This is a genomic window from Brachybacterium sp. J144 (genome assembly GCF_036321705.1).
GTDB lineage: Bacteria > Actinomycetota > Actinomycetes > Actinomycetales > Dermabacteraceae > Brachybacterium.
The window spans coordinates 46,564-62,221 of record NZ_JAZDCG010000006.1 but is presented as its reverse complement, the minus strand read 5'-3'; the positions used below and the strand labels follow the sequence as shown (position 1 = coordinate 62,221).

The window sequence follows — 15,658 nt, the reverse complement described above, 5'->3', positions numbered from 1 at the left end:
GTGAGGTCACGCCAGGCGCAGCTCTTCAGCAGCGAGCCCGCCGCACCCGGCCCCTGTCGCCCCTCCCGCTCTCCCGTCACCCGGAAAGTCAGGTGCCCTTCCCCACCTGCCCTCGTACAGTGCCGACATGGCAGCGCCGACAGCAGGGCAGAGTCCCACCGTCACCCGAGCGACCGAGGCGGAGTTCGCACTGCTCGAGCAGCTCCTGCAGCTCTACCTCCACGACTTCTCGGAGCACGCGGGCTACGACGTGGACGGGCAGGGCCGCTACCCCTACGCCTGGCTCGACGCCTATCGGGAGGAGCCGGAGCGTCACGCCTACGTGATCCGCGTCGGCGCCCACCCGGCCGGGTTCGCGCTGGTGCGCGCCGAGGACCCGGTGCAGATGGCGGAGTTCTTCGTGCTGCGGAAATACCGCCGCGCCGGGGTCGGTGCCCGCGCCGCCTGCGAGATCATCGCGCGGCACCCGGGTCACTGGTCGATCAGCCAGCTCGCGACGAACTCCTCGGCCACCGAGTTCTGGCGTCGGGTGATCCCGGAGGAGTTCGAGGAGACCGTGCACGCCGACGGCACGGTCGAGCAGCGCTTCGTCGCGGGGGACGACATCGCGCGCTGAGCTCCCCGAAGCGTGACCGGGAGTGTCCGGGAACCCGACGAGCCCTCCTCTGCCGGCGCGGGATCGGGTTCCCTGGGGAGGACGAGCCGTCGTCCCGGGAGGAGCCCACTGATGTCGAGCCGAGTGCACCGCGCCGCTCTGTCCTGCCTGCTCGCCCTGGTCCTCTGCGGGTGCGGGTCGGCACCCGTCTCGCCGAGGGCCGACGAGAGCGAGGTGACGAGCACTCCTGCGGCGGAGGCGACGGAGGAGAGCGGCGCGGAGGTGCCCGGGGAGAGCGAGGCGGAGCCCGTCCCGTCGGAGCTCGGGGAGAGCAGGGACGGTCCGGGCGGACAGCCGACCGCGTCACCCGCTGTCGAATCGTCGACGCCCGCCGCATCGACGGTGCGCGAGCTCACGCACACCGAGCATCTCGGTCCGTTCCTCACCGGGAACCTCTCGGGCGAGGTGACGTCCGTCGACGGCCCGACCACGCTCGAGGAGCGATGGGGCGGAGAGATCGCGCTGTCGATGCAGGTCCATCTGCCGGGGGAGGAGATCGTCGAGGAGTCCTGGGGTGTGGGCTGGGACGGCCAGGAGGTCTTCCTCGTGGGCCTCGCCCGGGTGCGAACGCCAGCCGACGGGCTCGAGCCGGAGTCGGAGCGGCTCGAGCTGGTGCGCGTGGCGCCGTCGGACCCGGACGTGGCTGTGGCTCGGGTGGACCTGGACGTCCCGGGGCGAGACGTCCGGATCGCGAACGGCGCGCCCGAGGCCGTCGTCGTGCTCGAGTACCGAGGGTTCGACGCGGCCCTCGACCAGGCGCTCGGCGTGCAGATGCGGGAGGGAGGAGGCATCCTGTGGACCACCCCGGCGCATCAGCAGTACGTCGGCGGGAGGGTCGACTGGGGGAGCGCAGGGATACCGTCGGAGTCGATCGGACTCTTCGACGAGTACCTCTCCGACGGACCCTGCTGGGGACTCAGCGCCGTGGTGGCGGTGGACCTCTCAAGCGGCCGGGAGATGTGGCGCGAGGAGGCGACGGCAGGGGACGACTGCCTCCTGGCCGAGAGCTCGTTGGAGGCGGGAGGCCGTGTCCTGACCTTCCGGAGCAGCAACTCTCCGGCCGCGGGAGACGGCACCGGGCGCGAGCAGCTGCACTCCCGATCGCTCGCCACCGGGGCGCGGCACGTCATCGATGGCGAGATCCCGGCGTTCGACGCGGCGGTCGATCTGGGGGGAGCCGTCGCGTGGATCTCGCCGCGCTGGGATCTGACTGACGACGAGACCCCGATGTGGGCCTTCGTCGATCTCGAGACGGGGGAGCGGCTCCTCGAGCTGCCGCAGAGCCGGGTCGAGGAGCTGGACCTCACCGTCGAGGTGATCCACGACGGGGTCGCCTACGTGACCACCACCGACGAGCAGCTCGCACTGGACGTGCGGACCGGGGAGGAGCTCGGGACATGGACCGCCCGCCCGGTCGATGTGATCGGCGGGGACGTGCTCATGAGCGATGGCACCCTGCACCGCGGCCCCTGGAGCTACGGCGGAGTGTGACCTGCCTCGGCGGGCGATCTGCGGTGGAACTTCACCTGCGGCGATGCACGAACCGTGGATTGGGTGGGGCGAGGGAGCGCTCGCGCAGCGGCAGACCGCACCGACGGTCCGCTGAGGATCGGGCCCCTCTCCGGCCACTGAGTCCGTTCTCGAGCCCGCCCTCGCCGCCCGGCCCTGCTGGAACTCCGCGCCCTGCGTGACCTGAAGCCCTGAGGAGCGGTGAGCTCACGCCTGGCGCGGTGTTTCAGCAGCCGGCGACTCGGCCCCGCCCGCTCAGGCGCCGACCGGCACCGTCTCGGTCTCCGCCCGGGCCTCGGCGCCGACCTCGGCCACGACCCGCCGGCGGTGCAGCGCGAACGACCAGGCGGCCACGACCAGGCCGAGCAGGGCGAGCCCCACGCCCACCCAGGACGGGGCAAGCAGTCCCCAGCCGGCGGCGAGTACGGCCGCGCCGAGCGCCGCCCCGAGGGAGTTGCCGAGGTTCAGGGCGGAATGGTGCAGGGCTGCGGCGAGGGAGGGAGCGTCGGGCGAGGCGTCGAGCAGGAACATCTGCAACGACGGGCCCATCAGCTGCGAGGTCACGGCGATCGCGAACAGCAGCACGAGGCCGGCCACCGCGCTGTGGGCGACGAGGGCGAACACGGCGAGGCTGAGGGTCATGCCGATCAGGCCCGCGAAGATCGTGCCGTAGATGCTGAGATCGGCGAGGCGACCGGCGAGGATGTTGCCGACCGTCATGCCGATGCCGAACACGAACAGCGCCCACGGCACGCCGCGCTCGCCGAGACCCAGCACGCCGGGGACGATCTCGCCGATGTAGCTGTACACGGCGAACATGCCGCCGAAGCCGATCGAGCCGATGCCGAGGCCGAACCACACCTGGGCGCGGCGCAGGGCCCGCAGCTCCGCTCGGATCGACCCGGTGGTGCCGCTGCCCTCCGGCTCGGGCACGAGGCGCCAGATCGCGATCGTGCTCGCCGCGGCGATCACCACGACGATCACGTACGCCCAGCGCCAGCCGACCGACTGGCCGAGCGCGGTCGAGGCGGGCACGCCGAGCATCGTCGCGATGGTCAGGCCCAGCATCACGAGCGACACGGAGCGGGCGCGGCGCCCCGGCGGGGAGAGCCGCGACGCGACCAGGGAGGCGACGCCGAAGTAGGCGCCGTGCGGGAGGCCCGCGATGACCCGGGCGATCGCGAGCACGCCGAAGCTCGGCGCCACCGCCGAGAGCAGGTTCCCGAGCCCGATCAGGGCGATCAGCAGCACCAGCAGCCGCGCCCGCGGAATCCGCACCGCGGCGATCGTCACGAGCGGCGCCCCGATCACGACGCCGAGCGCGTAGAGGGTGATCAGCATGCCGGCCTGCGGGATGCTCGCGCCGAGGTCGTCGGCGATCTGCGGCAGCAGGCCCATCGACGCGAACTCGGTGGTGCCGATCGCGAAGGCGCCGAGCGCCATCGCCACGATCACCAGGCGCAGACGCCCCGGCGAGAGCGGCGCCTGCGGGGTCGCCGCCGGAGCAGCAGACGGGGTGGACGGGGACTGCAGCACGGGGACCTCCGGCGCGGGCGGGACGGGAACGCTGCCGACGCTGGAAGCGGTGGGGAGGGTCCGATGGTATCGACTCCGGGGCCGCGGGGAGGCGAGCCGACGGCGGGAGGTGGCGGGCCGGACGAGGGCGCACCTCCAGCGCACCCCCAGCGCACCCCTCCCGCTTCCGCCCCTGATCGCGCTGCGGACGCCTTGATCACTTTTCGGTCTCGGCGATCCTCGACCATGGGCTTGAAACGAGTGTTGCGGTGAAGTGGGGGCACGCGACGGACGCGTTTCACAGTCGCTCCGTCCTGATCCAGAAGGTGGTCCCGTGGTGAGCCGTTCCCCGCATTCCGGTCTGCGCGTCCTGCACATCTCCCCGGCACCGCTCGCACTGCATCGTCCCGCGCTCGGGGCGCTCGCGGTCCTGCCGCTCTCCGTGCACTACGCCGGTGCCTCGCTGCCCGAGCTGCAGCGCGCCCCCGACTGCGATGTCGCCGTGTTCGATGCGACCTCGGACCTCACCTGGGCCCCGCACATGGCGACCCGGCTCGAGGCCGCCGGGCTCGGGCTGCCGCTCGTCATGATCATGGCCGAGAGCGGTCTGGCCGCCGCACACCAGGACTGGGGGGTGGCGGACTTCCTGCTCCCGACCTCGGGACCGGCCGAGGTCGACGCCCGTCTCCGCCTGGCCATGCGCTTCGCGACCGCGCCGGAGGTGGGCCCCGAGCTGACGATCGTGGGCGGCCTGGTGATCGACGAGTCCAGCTACACCGTCACTCTGGACGGGCAGCCGCTCGAGCTGACCTTCAAGGAGTTCGAGCTGCTGAAGTACCTGGTCCAGCACCCGGGTCGGGTGTTCACGCGTGCCCAGCTGCTGCAAGAGGTGTGGGGATACGACTACTTCGGCGGGACGCGCACCGTGGACGTGCACGTGCGTCGGCTGCGGGCGAAGCTCGGTGTCGGCATCGAGTCCGCGATCCACACCGTACGCAATGTCGGCTACCGCTTCGACCTGGCCGTCTCCGAGCTGCAGAGCGCCTGAGCCCCGCCATGTCGCAGCCGCTCCCGCCATCCACCCCGCATCCCGACGGCACCGCTCCCGACGACCCCGAGCTGCCGGTCACCACGGCCGTCCTGCTCGCGGCCGGCGAGGGCCGACGCCTGGGCCTCGGCCCCAAGGCGCTGCTGGAGGTCGGCGGCGAGCCGGTCGTCTCCGTCCTCACCCGACGCCTGCTCGAGGGCGGCTGCCGGGACGTGGTGGCGGTCGTCGGCGCCCAGGGCGAACGGGTCGGCGCCGCGGCGCGGGAGGCCGGCGCCGTCGTGGTCGACAGCCCGCTGTGGAGGCTCGGCATGTCCGTCTCGCTGCGCGCCGGGGTCGCCGCGGCCGACGCCCCGCATCTGCTGATCACGCTGGTGGACCAGGTGGGGGTCGACGCCGTGCTGGTGCGCCGGCTGCTCCGGGCCCACCGGTCGGGACGCGTGACCTCCGCGGCGTATCCCGGCCCGGACGGGACCCTGGTGCGTCGGCACCCCGTGCTGATGGATGCGGCCGACGCCCGCGCGGCGGCCGCCCAGGCGCACGGCGACCGCGGGGCCCGCGACTGGCTGCGCGCCCATGCCGAGCGCGTCGACCTCGTGGACTGCCGCGATCTGGACGACGGCGGCGATCTCGACACCCGAGCGGATCTCTCGCGCCTGGGCCTCCACACCACCCGTTGAGCGGCGCCTGCGCCTGCGTCTGCGCCCTGCACCGGTTCCGGACTCGGCCTCAGACCCGGCACCGCCGGTGCCCGACGAGCGCGGTGACGGCGCAGATCAGCCCGGCGAGCAGCAGCCCCGCCCCGACGTGCACCTGCAGCAGCAGCGCCCCGACGGCGGCGCCTGCGAGCATCAGCACCACCGCCAGCAGCCGTCGGGCCCACAGGTCACCGGCTCCCCCGGCCAGGCGCGAGTCCATCGCAAGCCCCGTGATGGTGGAGGTGATGACCACCGTGGTCACGTCCTTCACGGCGAGCGCGCGGGCGGCCGCGGCCTGCGCCCCCATCGCGAGGCCCAGCGCGCCGGTCACCCCCAGCAGCACCGGATGCGGGGCATCGTCCCAGAGCATCAGCAGGGCGCCGGTGGCGATCACCAGCGCGCCGACGCCGCAGAGCACCCCCGTGGTCGCCGTCGACCATGCCCCGCTGCGACCCCGCACGGCGCGACCGGCCAGGACGGCGCCCAGCACGAACCCTGCCAGGGCAAGCACCGGACCGGTCAGCGGGAGGTCATCCGCGCCGGTCAGCGCCATGCCGAGGATGACCACGTTGCCGGTCATGTTCGCGGTGAACACGCGGTCCAGCCCCAGATAGCCGACGGCGTCGACGATGCCGGTGGCGGCGGTGAGGGTGAGCATCAGGTGGAGCGTGGTGGGCCGCGGAGCCCGGGCCGGAGCGGCGGTGGGCTCGGGGGCGATGGGCTCGGCGACGGCGGGATCATCGGGGGCGGTCATGCGCCGGACGCTACGCACCGGGCGAAACCCGGACGGCACAGCCGTGTAACAGGCGCGTAAAACCCCGCCGCTAGCGTGACGAGCGACCTGAGGAGGAGCATGAGCACCGACATCCTGCGACCGGGCGGAGACCCGACGACCGGAGTGGCCCACCTCCCCGTGGAGGAGTCGACGAGCCTGTGGGGCCGGCTGCCCTGCGCCGCCGATGCGCCGGTGCTGCGTCTCGACCCCGGCGACGAGGTGGTCGTGGACACCCTCAGCCACGAGGGCATCCTCGAGGACCAGGGGCGCGATCCCGTCGCCTTCTTCGCCGCCCACGGCGTCGACCCCGAGCAGGTGCTGCCCGACGCCATCGCGCTCGCCGCCGGGCACCCGGGTCGTGATCCCCGCCGCGACGGACCCCACGTGGTCACCGGCCCGATCCACGTGGCCGGCGCCCGCCCCGGGGACCTGCTGCGGATCACGATCCTCGAGCACACGCCGCGCGTCCCCTACGGGGTGGTCTCCAACCGGCACGGCCGCGGCGCCCTGCCGGGGGAGTACCCGCGCGGCGAGGGCTCGGTGAGCATCTTCGCCGGCGTCGAGGAGACCGGGGACGGGCTGGTCGGCACCATGGCTCCGCGCGCCGGGGCCGAGCGCACCATCCGCTTCCCGCTGCGACCGTTCCTCGGGATCATGGGCGTGGCCGTGCCCGGTGCGGAGCGACCCCACTCGGTGCCTCCCGGTCCCCACGGCGGCAACATCGACCTGAACCTGCTCACGGCCGGATCGTCCCTCTACCTGCCGGTGCAGGTCGAGGGGGCGCTCGCCTATGTCGGCGACCCGCACTTCGCGCAGGGGGACGGGGAGGTGGCGCTGACCGCGATGGAGGCGAGCCTCCGCAGCCGGCTGCGGCTCGACGTGATCCCCCGCGAGGAGGCGGTCGAGCAGTTCGGCGAGGTCGTCGGCCCTCTTGCCGAGACCGCCGAGCATCTCGTCCCCACCGGCATGGACGAGGATCTCGACCGTGCCGTGCAGGACTGCGTGCGCCAGGCGATCGCCCTGCTCCAGGCGCGATGGGGGCTGGACCCGGAGCATGCCTACGCCTATCTCAGCGCCGCCACCGACTTCGACATCTCGCAGGTCGTCGACGTCGTCAAGGGCGTGCACGCCCGCATCCGCACGGCCGACCTCGCGGAGGTCCGCCGATGAGCACCCCGCTCGACGAGTCGCGGCCCGTTGCGCAGGGGCCGGAGATCCCGGGCCTGCTCGAGGCGTTCTGGGCCTACGAGACCGCGCTCATGGCCGACGACCTGGCGACGCTCGACGACCTGTTCGCGCCCGGACCCGACACCCTGCGCGGGGACGCCGGCGGGCTGCTGCGGGGCCACGAGGCGATCAGCACCTTCCGCGGCGCCCGGGGCGGGGCCCCGAGGCGGCGCATCGTCGCCCTCGACGTGCGCGCGCTCGGCGAGGAGCACGCCGCGGTCGTGGCGACCACGGAGCTGTTGCGCGGCGGCCGCGGCCTGCAGACCCAGGTGTGGCGCCGCGGCGAGGACGGCTGGAAGGTCGCCGTCGCCCACGTCGCCGTCGCCGCGCCCGCCCTGGACCGCCGCATCTGGCGGGTCGTCGGGGACCCCCTCGTGCCGTCCACCCGCCCGGCCGGCGCCGGACCGGGTCCGCTCGCCGGGGAGCGCGTCGCCGTCAAGGACGTCCTCGCCGTCCAGGGCCAGCGCGTCGGCGGCGGCAGCCCCTCCCTGCTCGCCGGCTCCCGCCCCGAGCCCCGTCACGCCGCCGCGGTGCAGGCCCTGCTCGACGCCGGCGCGGAGGTCACCGGCATCGCCGCCACCGATGAGCTCGCCTACAGCCTCGCCGGCACCAGCACCCACTACGGCACGCCGCCGAACCCGCGGGCGCCGCACCGCATCAGCGGCGGATCGACCTCGGGCCCGGCCACCGCCGTCTCTCTCGGGCACGCGAGCATCGGCCTCGGCACCGACACCGGCGGCTCGATCCGTGTCCCCGCCGCCTACCAGGGGCTGTGGGGGCTGCGGCCCACCCACGGCGCCGTCTCCCGCGAGGGTGTGCTCCCGCTCGCCCCGAGCTTCGACGCCGTCGGCCTCCTCACCCGCACGCCGAGCCTGCTCGCCCGGGCCGCAGCGACCCTCCTGCCCGATCACGGGCAGGTGCTCACGGACCCCGTGCTGCGCACCGTCCCCGGTCTCGAGCAGCAGCTGGACGCCGAGATCGCCCGCGCCCTCGAGGCGTCGCTCCGCCGCTGGTCGGAGATGACCCCCGTCGAGCCGGTCGCTCCGCTCGGGACGGAGGAGCTCGAGCGCTGGGCCGAGGCGTTCTCCGTCCTCCAGGCCCGTGAGGCCTGGGTGGCCCACGGTCCGTGGGTGCGCGCCCACCGCGAGGCGCTCGCCCCCGACGTCGGCGCCCGCCTCGACCGCGCCGCCGCCCTCACCGCCGCCGACGAGGACTCCGCCCGTGTCGAGCGCGCCCGCGCCGTGGAGGCGATCCACGCCCGGCTCGCCGACGGGGTGCTGGTGGTGCCCGCGACCTCGTCGGTCGCGCCGCTGCTGCACGAGGCCGCCGCCGGAGGCCCGGTCCTCGAGGCGCAGCGCGCCCGCACCCTGCGCCTGACCTGCCTCGCGGGACTCGCAGGGCTGCCCGCCGTCGCCGTCCCCCTGAGCGCCGACCCGCAGGGCGTGGGGGAGCGCCTGCCCACCGCCCTCACCCTCGTCGGCCCGCCGGGCAGCGACCTCGACCTGATCCGCCTCGCCGCACACCTCGAGGGAGAGCCCGCATGAGCCCCTGCACCGCCCTGGACCACCTCAACGGCGCCCCGACCGTCGAGCTCGCCGAACAGCTGCGCGGCTGCGCCCCGATCGAGAGCTGGGTGCGGCATCTCATCGCCTCCCGCCCCTATCCGAGCCGGGAGTCGCTGCTCGCCGAGGCCTCCGCCCGCGCCCGCACCTGGTCCACCGCCGAGGTGCTCGGGGCCCTCGCCCACCACCCGCGGATCGGCGAGCGGGCCGGTGATCGGGCCGTCGCGCTGAGCGCCGTCGAGGCGGAGCACTCCGCCGCCGAGCAGGCCGGGGTCGACGACCCGGACGCGTGGGTCCTCGCCAACTCTCGCTACGAGCGGCGCTTCGGCACCGTGTTCCTGATCCGCGCCGCGGGCCGCAGCCAGGCCGAGATGCTCGCCGAGCTCGAGCGCCGCCTCCTCCTGGACGACGAGGAGGAGCGGGCGGAGCGCGCCGAGCAGCTCCGCCAGATCGCCCTGCTCCGTCTCGACGCCCTGGTCGCGGACTGACCCGCATCGGTAACACCCCTGAAACGTTCGTTGCATTGACTGGGGTCATTCACCGGAACGGCCCCAGGACGGAACTCCCCATGAGCACAGCCCCGATCGACCCGCCGCAGCGGCTCCTGATGGGTCCGGGCCCCATCAGCGCCGATCCGCGCGTCCTGCGCGCGATGTCCGCCGCGCTCGTGGGCCAGTTCGACCCCGCGATGACCGCCTGGATGTCCGAGACCCAGACCCTCTACCGCGAGGTGTTCCGCACCGCGAACGAGGCGACGCTGCTGGTGGACGGCACCTCCCGCGCCGGCATCGAGGCGGTGATGGTCTCCCTGCTCGAGCCCGGCGACCGGGTGCTCGTGCCGATCTTCGGCCGCTTCGGCCACCTGCTCGTCGAGATCGCCGAGCGCTGCGGAGCGGAGGTTCACGTCCTGGAGGTCGAGTGGGGCCAGGTGGTCCCCGTCTCCCGGATCCGCGAGGCCGTGGCCCGAGTGCGCCCCAGGCTGCTCGCGGTGGTGCAGGGGGACACCTCCACCACCATGAACCAGCCCCTCGAGGAGCTCGGCGCGATCGCGGCGCACCATGGCGCCCTGCTGTACACCGATGCGACCGCCTCCCTGGGCGGCAACGAGCTGGCCGTGGACGCGTGGGCGATCGACGCCGCCACCGCCGGGCTGCAGAAGTGCCTGGCCGGACCCTCGGGCAGCTCCCCGCTGACTCTCTCGGAGCGGGCGCGCGAGATCATCTCCGCCCGGCGCCATGTCGAGGCCGGGATCGCCGACGGCAGCACGGGCCGCGGGCGGCGCATCGCCTCGAACTACTTCGACCTCTCGATGATCCTGGACTACTGGGGCGAGCAGCGGCTGAACCACCACACCGAGGCGACCAGCATGCTGTACGCCGCGCATGAATGCGCTCGGCTGCTAGTGGAGGAGGGGATCGACGAGGCCGTCGCCCGGCACCGACTGCACGGGGGAGCGATGGCCGCGGGGGTGCAGGGGCTCGGGCTCGAGCTGTTCGGCGATCAGGCCCACCGCATGCACAACGTGCTGGCCGTGCGGATCCCCGACGGGATCGACGGGGACGCCGCGCGCGCCGCGATGCTCGAGGACTACGGCATCGAGATCGGCACGAGCTTCGGGCCGCTCCACGGGACGGTGTGGCGCATCGGCACGATGGGCTACAACGCCCGTCGGGACGCGGTGCTGCTCACCCTCGCCGCGCTCGAGCAGGTGCTCCGCCGCGGCGGCGTGAGCGTGCGGGGCGGCGGAGGCGTCGGCGCGGCCCTCGAGCACTACGACGGAGCGACCCCTGAGAGCGCGGGAGGCGGGCGATGAGCGCCGACGCCCTCGAGGCCGCCCGCCGCATCATGGCCGACTGCGACCGGATCGCCGCCATCTCCGCGCGCGAGGACGGCATCGAGCGCACCTACCTCACTCCCGAGCACGCCCGGCACAACACCGTCGCCGCGGAGCTCATGACTGCGGCGGGCCTGCACACCTGGCAGGACGCCGCCGGGAACCAACGGGGTCGGCTCGAGGGCTCCCGGCCCGGGCTGCCCGCCCTCGTCCTCGCCTCCCATCTGGACACCGTGCCCGACGCCGGACGGTACGACGGGATCCTCGGGGTGCTGCTCGCGATCGAGACCGTCGCCCGGCTGCGGGAGCGGGCCGCGGAGCTGCCCTTCGCCCTCGAGGTCGTCGCCTTCGCCGACGAGGAGGGCACCCGCTTCGGCGTCACCCTGCTGGGCAGCCGAGCGCTGGCCGGCACCTGGGAGCCCGAGTGGTTCGACCTGCCCGACGCGGACGGCGTCACCATGGCCGAGGCCTTCGCCTCCTTCGGCCTGGACCCCGCCCGGATCGACGAGGCGGCGCTGCGCCGCGAGGACCTCGCCGGCTACCTCGAGGTGCACATCGAACAGGGCCCCTACCTCGAGGCCGCGGACCGGCCCCTCGGCGTGGTCACCTCCATCGCCGGTGCCCGCCGCTTCACCCTCACCGTCCACGGGGAGGCCCGGCATGCCGGCGGCACCCCCTACGAGCGGCGTCGCGACGCGCTGATCGGCGCGAGCCGTGCGGTGCTCGACATCGAGCGGATCGCCCGGGAGCACGGAGCGATCGCGACCGTCGGCCGCCTCGAGGCGTTCCCCGGCGGGGTCAACGTGGTGCCCGGACGGGTGGAGATGTCGCTGGACCTGCGCGCCGAGACGGACCGGCTGCGCGACGAGGTGCTCGAGCGGATCCTGGAGCGCGTACGCGGCGCCTGCGCTGAGCGGCGGCTCACGCTGGACGTGGAGCAGATCCACGCGGCCCCGGCCGTGCGCTGCGCGCCCCGTCTGATGGACGCGGTGCGTGCGGGGATCCGTGCGACGGGCGATGATGAGCCGATGGAGCTGTTCTCCCGAGCCGGTCACGATGCGATGGCGATGGCCGCCATCACCGACATCGGCATGCTGTTCGTCCGCTGCGCCGACGGCATCAGCCACCACCCCGACGAGTCCGTCACCGTCGAGGACGTGGCCGTCTCCCTGCAGGCCTTCGAGGAGGCCGTCCTGCACACCGCGGGCGCGGCATGAACGGTGCCCGCATCGACGCGCGGATCGACGGCAGGTATGCCGAGCTCACGCCCCAGGAGCGGCGAGTCTGCGACTTCCTGCTCGACCACCTCGGCGACCTGGCCGTGTTCAGCGCCGCGGACATCAGCCGCGAGACCGGAGTGTCCAAGGCGACGGTGAGCCGGCTGTTCCGCAAGCTGGACTTCGCGGACTACCGCGAGGTCAAGGAGCACACCCGGGCCATGCGCAGCGCCGGCACGCCGCTCGCGGCGCCCATCCGGACCGGCGTGCCGGGACTGGGGCCCGGTCTGGAAGCGCATCTGCGCGCGGAGCGAGAGAATCACGACCGTCTGCTCAGCGTGCTCACCGCCGGGGGGCTCGAGCAGGCCACCGCCCTGCTGAGCGGGGCGCGGCGGATCCTCGTCATCGGCCTGCGCAACAGCTATCCGGTCGCCCTGCATCTGCACCAGCAGCTGATCCAGGCCCGGGAGGACGTGCGGGTGGCGCCGCGGCCGGGCCAGGCGCTGGGGGAGGAGCTGGTCGGCATCGGCGCCGACGACCTGGTGGTGCTGGTCGGCTTCCGCCGACGTCCCGCCACCTTCCCCGCCCTCGCCGCGGCGATCTCCGACGGACCGGCCTCGTGCCTGCTGATCGGCGACGGCACCGCCCGCCCCTACGCCGCCGGGGCCGACTGCTGGCTCGAGTGCCCGATCGACTCCGACGGCGCCTTCGACTCCTACTCGACCGCGATGGCGCTGGTATCGGTGCTGTCCAACGGCGTGCTGAACCGGCTGGGGCCGAAGGGGTCCCGCCGCATCAGCCGCATCACCGCCGCCTACGACCTCCTCGGCGAGCTCGAGGACAGCTGAGCCGGAGCGGCAGACGGCCGCTCCCCGCGCGCACGGGAACGGGGGCGGACCCTGCGGTCCGCCCCCGTCGGCTCCCCCACGTCAGATCAGGTCAGGGTTCTCCGCGTAGACCTCCTCGAGCAGGCTGGTGTCGAAGTAGTCCTCCACGGTGAGGTCGTAGCCGGCCGCGACCAGCGCGTCCACGTTCTGCTGCATGAGCTCGTCGGACATGGTCAGCAGACCGTTCGCGTCGGTCTCGTCGGTGCTGACCAGCGCCACCTGCTCCTCGGCCTGCCGGGTCTCCTTCTCCATGTCCAGGCCGAGATCCTGGCCGAAGTCCTCGACCGCGAGGCGCGCGCTCTCCTCGGGCTCGGCGATCGCGTCCTTCCAGCCGCGGATGAGCGCCACCAACGCCGCCTTCAGCAGGTCGCGCTGGGTCTCGATGGACTCCTGTGTGACCACGATGCTCTCGGCCATGAACGGCAGGCCGTTGTCCGCCAGCGGCAGGTTCACCACGTCCTCGCCGGCGAGCTCCAGGGTCAGCGCCTCGTTGGTGAGGTAGCCGAAGAACCCGTCGACCTCGCCGTTCACGAGCGGCTGCGGGTCGTACTGCACCGGCACCTTCTCGAGCTGGGCCGCGTCGATCCCGTTGGCGGCGAGGAACCCGTCGAACAGGGTCTCGTTCACGCCGGTCTGCACGCCGATCTTCTTGCCGACGAGGTCCGCCGGGGTGGCGATCGGGGCGGCGTCGCCGAGGGAGATGATCGTGAAGGGGTTCTTCTGGTAGGTGGTGCCGATGATCTTCAGCGGCGCCTCCTCGTCCTGGATCAGCGGCGCCACGCCGAGCGGCGAGGTGGTGCCCATGATCGCCGAGCCCGAGAGGACCATCGTCTCGCTCGAGGTGCCGGACGGTCCGCCGGCGATGAGGTTCACCTCGGAGAACCCGGCCTCCTCGAAGTAGCCGCGGTCGATGGCCATGTACTCGCCGGCGAACTCCGCGTTCTTGATCCACGAGAGGTTGATGTCGAGCGTGCCGTAGTCGGCCGCGCCCTCCCCGCTGTCAGAGGAGCCGGCGGAGGCGGACTCGGCGTCGGCCCCGCCGCAGGCGGCCAGCGACAGGGCGCCGAGCGCGGCGAGGGACGTGCCGATCACGACGCGTCGGGTCGGGGTGGAGGCAGGGGTGCGAGGGGTCTTCATGGCGTTCGCCTTCTTCTCAAGGGGTGCAGCGCCTCGGGGCAGTGGCGGCGAGTCCGACGCTAGGGATCGTGTGTTTCAGCGGGCGTCTGGGCCTGTTTCGCGGCGGTTACATCTGCAGAGCAGACCCGCGAAACACATGTTTTACACGGGAGAAACGGTCCGGCCGTACCCGATTCCTAGCGTGGAGGAACCAGGGCGGGACCCGGCCGCGCAGCCTGTCGCAGGCGGCGCGCGGGACTCGCCGACCGCCGGAGGAAGGACGCCGTCATCAGCCACGTCACCACCCACGTGCTCGACACCGGCACCGGCCGACCCGCTGTCGGCGTCGCCGTGACTCTCCTGGATGTAGGCGGCTCCGAGGTCGCGACCGGGGTCACCGACGCCGACGGGCGCGTGCGCGACCTCGGCCCGATCGCGCTCGTGCCGGGCACCTACCGCCTCCGCTTCGCGACCGGCGCCTACTACGCCGAACGCCGTCAGGTCACGTTCTTCCCCGAGGTCGAGGTGGCCTTCTCCCTCGACGAGGGCCACGCCCATGTGCCGCTCCTGCTGAGCCCCTTCGCCCACTCCACCTACCGAGGCAGCTGACATGCTCGAGACCACCACCCCGCAGACCCCCGCCGGTCAGACCCCCGCCCCGTCGGCCGCCCCCGCGGGCTCCGCGCCCGCCGGCTCCGCCCCCTCCGCCGTGCTGGGCCGGAACCAGTACGGCAAGGCCGAGGTGCGGCTCGTCCACGTGGACCGCTCCACCCCGCGCCATGCGCTGACGGACCTGAACGTCACCTCGATGCTGCGCGGCGACTTCGAGGACTGCTACCGCACCGGCGACAACGCGCGCGTCATCGCCACGGACACGCAGAAGAACACCGTCTACGCCTTCGCGAAGCAGTACGGCGTCGCCGGACCCGAGCGGTTCCTGCTGCGCCTGGCCGAGCACTTCCTGGCCGAGGGCACGTGGCTGACCGGCGGGCGCTGGGAGGCCGAGCAGTTCGGCTGGGATCGCATCACCGCCGCAGGTGAGGGGCACGACCACTCCTTCGTGCGCACCGGACCCGAGGTCCGCACCGCCGCCGTCACCGTCCAGGACGGCGCCACCCACGTGATCGGCGGGATCAAGGACCTCGTGGTCCTGAAGTCGACCGGCAGCGAGTTCCACGGCTTCCCGCGGGACCGGTACACGACCCTGCCCGAGACCACCGACCGCATCCTCGCCACCGAGGTCACCGCCCGCTGGCGCTTCCGGGAGCCCATCACGGCCGACGGGACCTCCGGTGTCGACCCGGACGAGACCTTCGCGGCGGTGCGCGCGGTGCTGTTGGAGACCTTCGCGACCACGCACTCCCTGTCCCTGCAGCAGACCCTCTTCGCGATCGGCGAGGCCGTGCTCGCCGCCCGTCCGGAGCTGGCCGAGATCCGCATGGTCATGCCCAACAAGCACCATTACCTCGTGGACCTCAGCCCCTTCGAGCTCGGCAACGACAACGAGGTGTTCATCGCCGGGGACCGCCCCTACGGCCTCATGCAGGCGGCGGTCACGCGCCCCGGCGAGCCCGACCAGCCGGCCGCCTGGGAGTGGCTCGGCGGATTCTGCTGAGGC

The 15,658-nt window shown here is 73.4% G+C and carries 15 protein-coding genes; 12 read left to right on the top strand and 3 right to left on the bottom strand.

The window, feature by feature from the left end:
• Nucleotides 1–127: 127 nt before the first annotated feature.
• Both V1260_RS04170 and V1260_RS04165 read left to right on the top strand, forming a co-directional pair.
• Entirely contained in the window at nt 128–616 is a 489-nt protein-coding gene (locus tag V1260_RS04170) for a GNAT family N-acetyltransferase (protein WP_329745535.1), read from the top strand.
• 111 nt (nt 617–727) lie between these two features.
• Nucleotides 728–2,146 (top strand): hypothetical protein, encoded by a 1,419-nt coding sequence (locus tag V1260_RS04165; RefSeq protein WP_329745534.1) that lies wholly within the window; start codon nt 728–730, stop codon nt 2,144–2,146.
• A gap of 273 nt (nt 2,147–2,419) precedes the next feature.
• Here V1260_RS04165 and V1260_RS04160 read toward each other — a convergent pair whose 3' ends face one another.
• Nucleotides 2,420–3,700: an MFS transporter gene (locus V1260_RS04160; protein WP_329745533.1), complete on the bottom strand. Its 1,281-nt coding sequence runs from the start codon at nt 3,698–3,700 to the stop codon at nt 2,420–2,422.
• A 340-nt stretch (nt 3,701–4,040) separates the two neighbouring features.
• Between V1260_RS04160 and V1260_RS04155 the strand changes: the two genes are divergently transcribed.
• Nucleotides 4,041–4,727 (top strand): winged helix-turn-helix domain-containing protein, encoded by a 687-nt coding sequence (locus tag V1260_RS04155; RefSeq protein WP_442878112.1) that lies wholly within the window; start codon nt 4,041–4,043, stop codon nt 4,725–4,727.
• Nucleotides 4,728–4,735: 8 nt separating this feature from the next.
• Nucleotides 4,736–5,404: a nucleotidyltransferase family protein gene (locus V1260_RS04150; protein ID WP_329745531.1), complete on the top strand. Its 669-nt coding sequence runs from the start codon at nt 4,736–4,738 to the stop codon at nt 5,402–5,404.
• 49 nt (nt 5,405–5,453) lie between these two features.
• Here V1260_RS04150 and V1260_RS04145 read toward each other — a convergent pair whose 3' ends face one another.
• On the bottom strand, nt 5,454–6,176 hold the full coding sequence (locus V1260_RS04145; protein ID WP_329745530.1) for a YoaK family protein: 723 nt from the start codon (nt 6,174–6,176) through the stop codon (nt 5,454–5,456).
• 99 nt (nt 6,177–6,275) lie between these two features.
• On the opposite strand from V1260_RS04145, the gene V1260_RS04140 reads away from it, so the two are divergent.
• The 6 genes from V1260_RS04140 to V1260_RS04115 all read left to right on the top strand — a co-directional run bounded on the left by V1260_RS04140 (nt 6,276) and on the right by V1260_RS04115 (nt 12,885).
• Nucleotides 6,276–7,367 carry an acetamidase/formamidase family protein gene (locus tag V1260_RS04140; RefSeq protein WP_329745529.1) on the top strand — a complete coding sequence of 364 codons (1,092 nt, stop codon included), beginning with the start codon at nt 6,276–6,278 and terminating at the stop codon, nt 7,365–7,367.
• Nucleotides 7,364–8,968, top strand: coding sequence for an AtzH-like domain-containing protein (locus V1260_RS04135; protein WP_329745528.1), 1,605 nt, complete (start codon nt 7,364–7,366; stop codon nt 8,966–8,968). The genes V1260_RS04140 and V1260_RS04135 overlap by 4 nt, the downstream gene beginning before the upstream one ends.
• On the top strand, nt 8,965–9,474 hold the full coding sequence (gene uraD, locus V1260_RS04130) for a 2-oxo-4-hydroxy-4-carboxy-5-ureidoimidazoline decarboxylase (protein WP_329745527.1): 510 nt from the start codon (nt 8,965–8,967) through the stop codon (nt 9,472–9,474). The genes V1260_RS04135 and uraD overlap by 4 nt, the downstream gene beginning before the upstream one ends.
• An 80-nt stretch (nt 9,475–9,554) precedes the next feature.
• Complete coding sequence (locus tag V1260_RS04125; RefSeq protein WP_329745526.1) at nt 9,555–10,799, top strand: pyridoxal-phosphate-dependent aminotransferase family protein; 1,245 nt, start codon at nt 9,555–9,557, stop codon at nt 10,797–10,799.
• Nucleotides 10,796–12,037 (top strand): allantoate amidohydrolase, encoded by a 1,242-nt coding sequence (locus V1260_RS04120; protein ID WP_329745525.1) that lies wholly within the window; start codon nt 10,796–10,798, stop codon nt 12,035–12,037. The genes V1260_RS04125 and V1260_RS04120 overlap by 4 nt, the downstream gene beginning before the upstream one ends.
• Nucleotides 12,034–12,885, top strand: a complete 852-nt coding sequence (locus V1260_RS04115; protein ID WP_329745524.1) for a MurR/RpiR family transcriptional regulator — start codon at nt 12,034–12,036, stop codon at nt 12,883–12,885. Before V1260_RS04120 ends, V1260_RS04115 begins: the two co-directional genes overlap by 4 nt.
• 81 nt (nt 12,886–12,966) lie before the next feature.
• Here V1260_RS04115 and V1260_RS04110 read toward each other — a convergent pair whose 3' ends face one another.
• Entirely contained in the window at nt 12,967–14,061 is a 1,095-nt protein-coding gene (locus tag V1260_RS04110) for an ABC transporter substrate-binding protein (protein WP_329745523.1), read from the bottom strand.
• 267 nt (nt 14,062–14,328) lie between these two features.
• Between V1260_RS04110 and uraH the strand changes: the two genes are divergently transcribed.
• Together uraH and pucL are read left to right on the top strand one after the other, a co-directional pair.
• The gene (gene uraH, locus V1260_RS04105; protein ID WP_329745551.1) at nt 14,329–14,649 is read left to right on the top strand and encodes a hydroxyisourate hydrolase; all 321 of its coding nucleotides are present in this window, start codon (nt 14,329–14,331) and stop codon (nt 14,647–14,649) included.
• Between the two features lies 1 nt (nt 14,650).
• The gene (gene pucL, locus V1260_RS04100) at nt 14,651–15,655 is read left to right on the top strand and encodes a factor-independent urate hydroxylase (RefSeq protein WP_329745522.1); all 1,005 of its coding nucleotides are present in this window, start codon (nt 14,651–14,653) and stop codon (nt 15,653–15,655) included.
• The last annotated feature ends 3 nt before the right edge of the window (nt 15,656–15,658 follow it).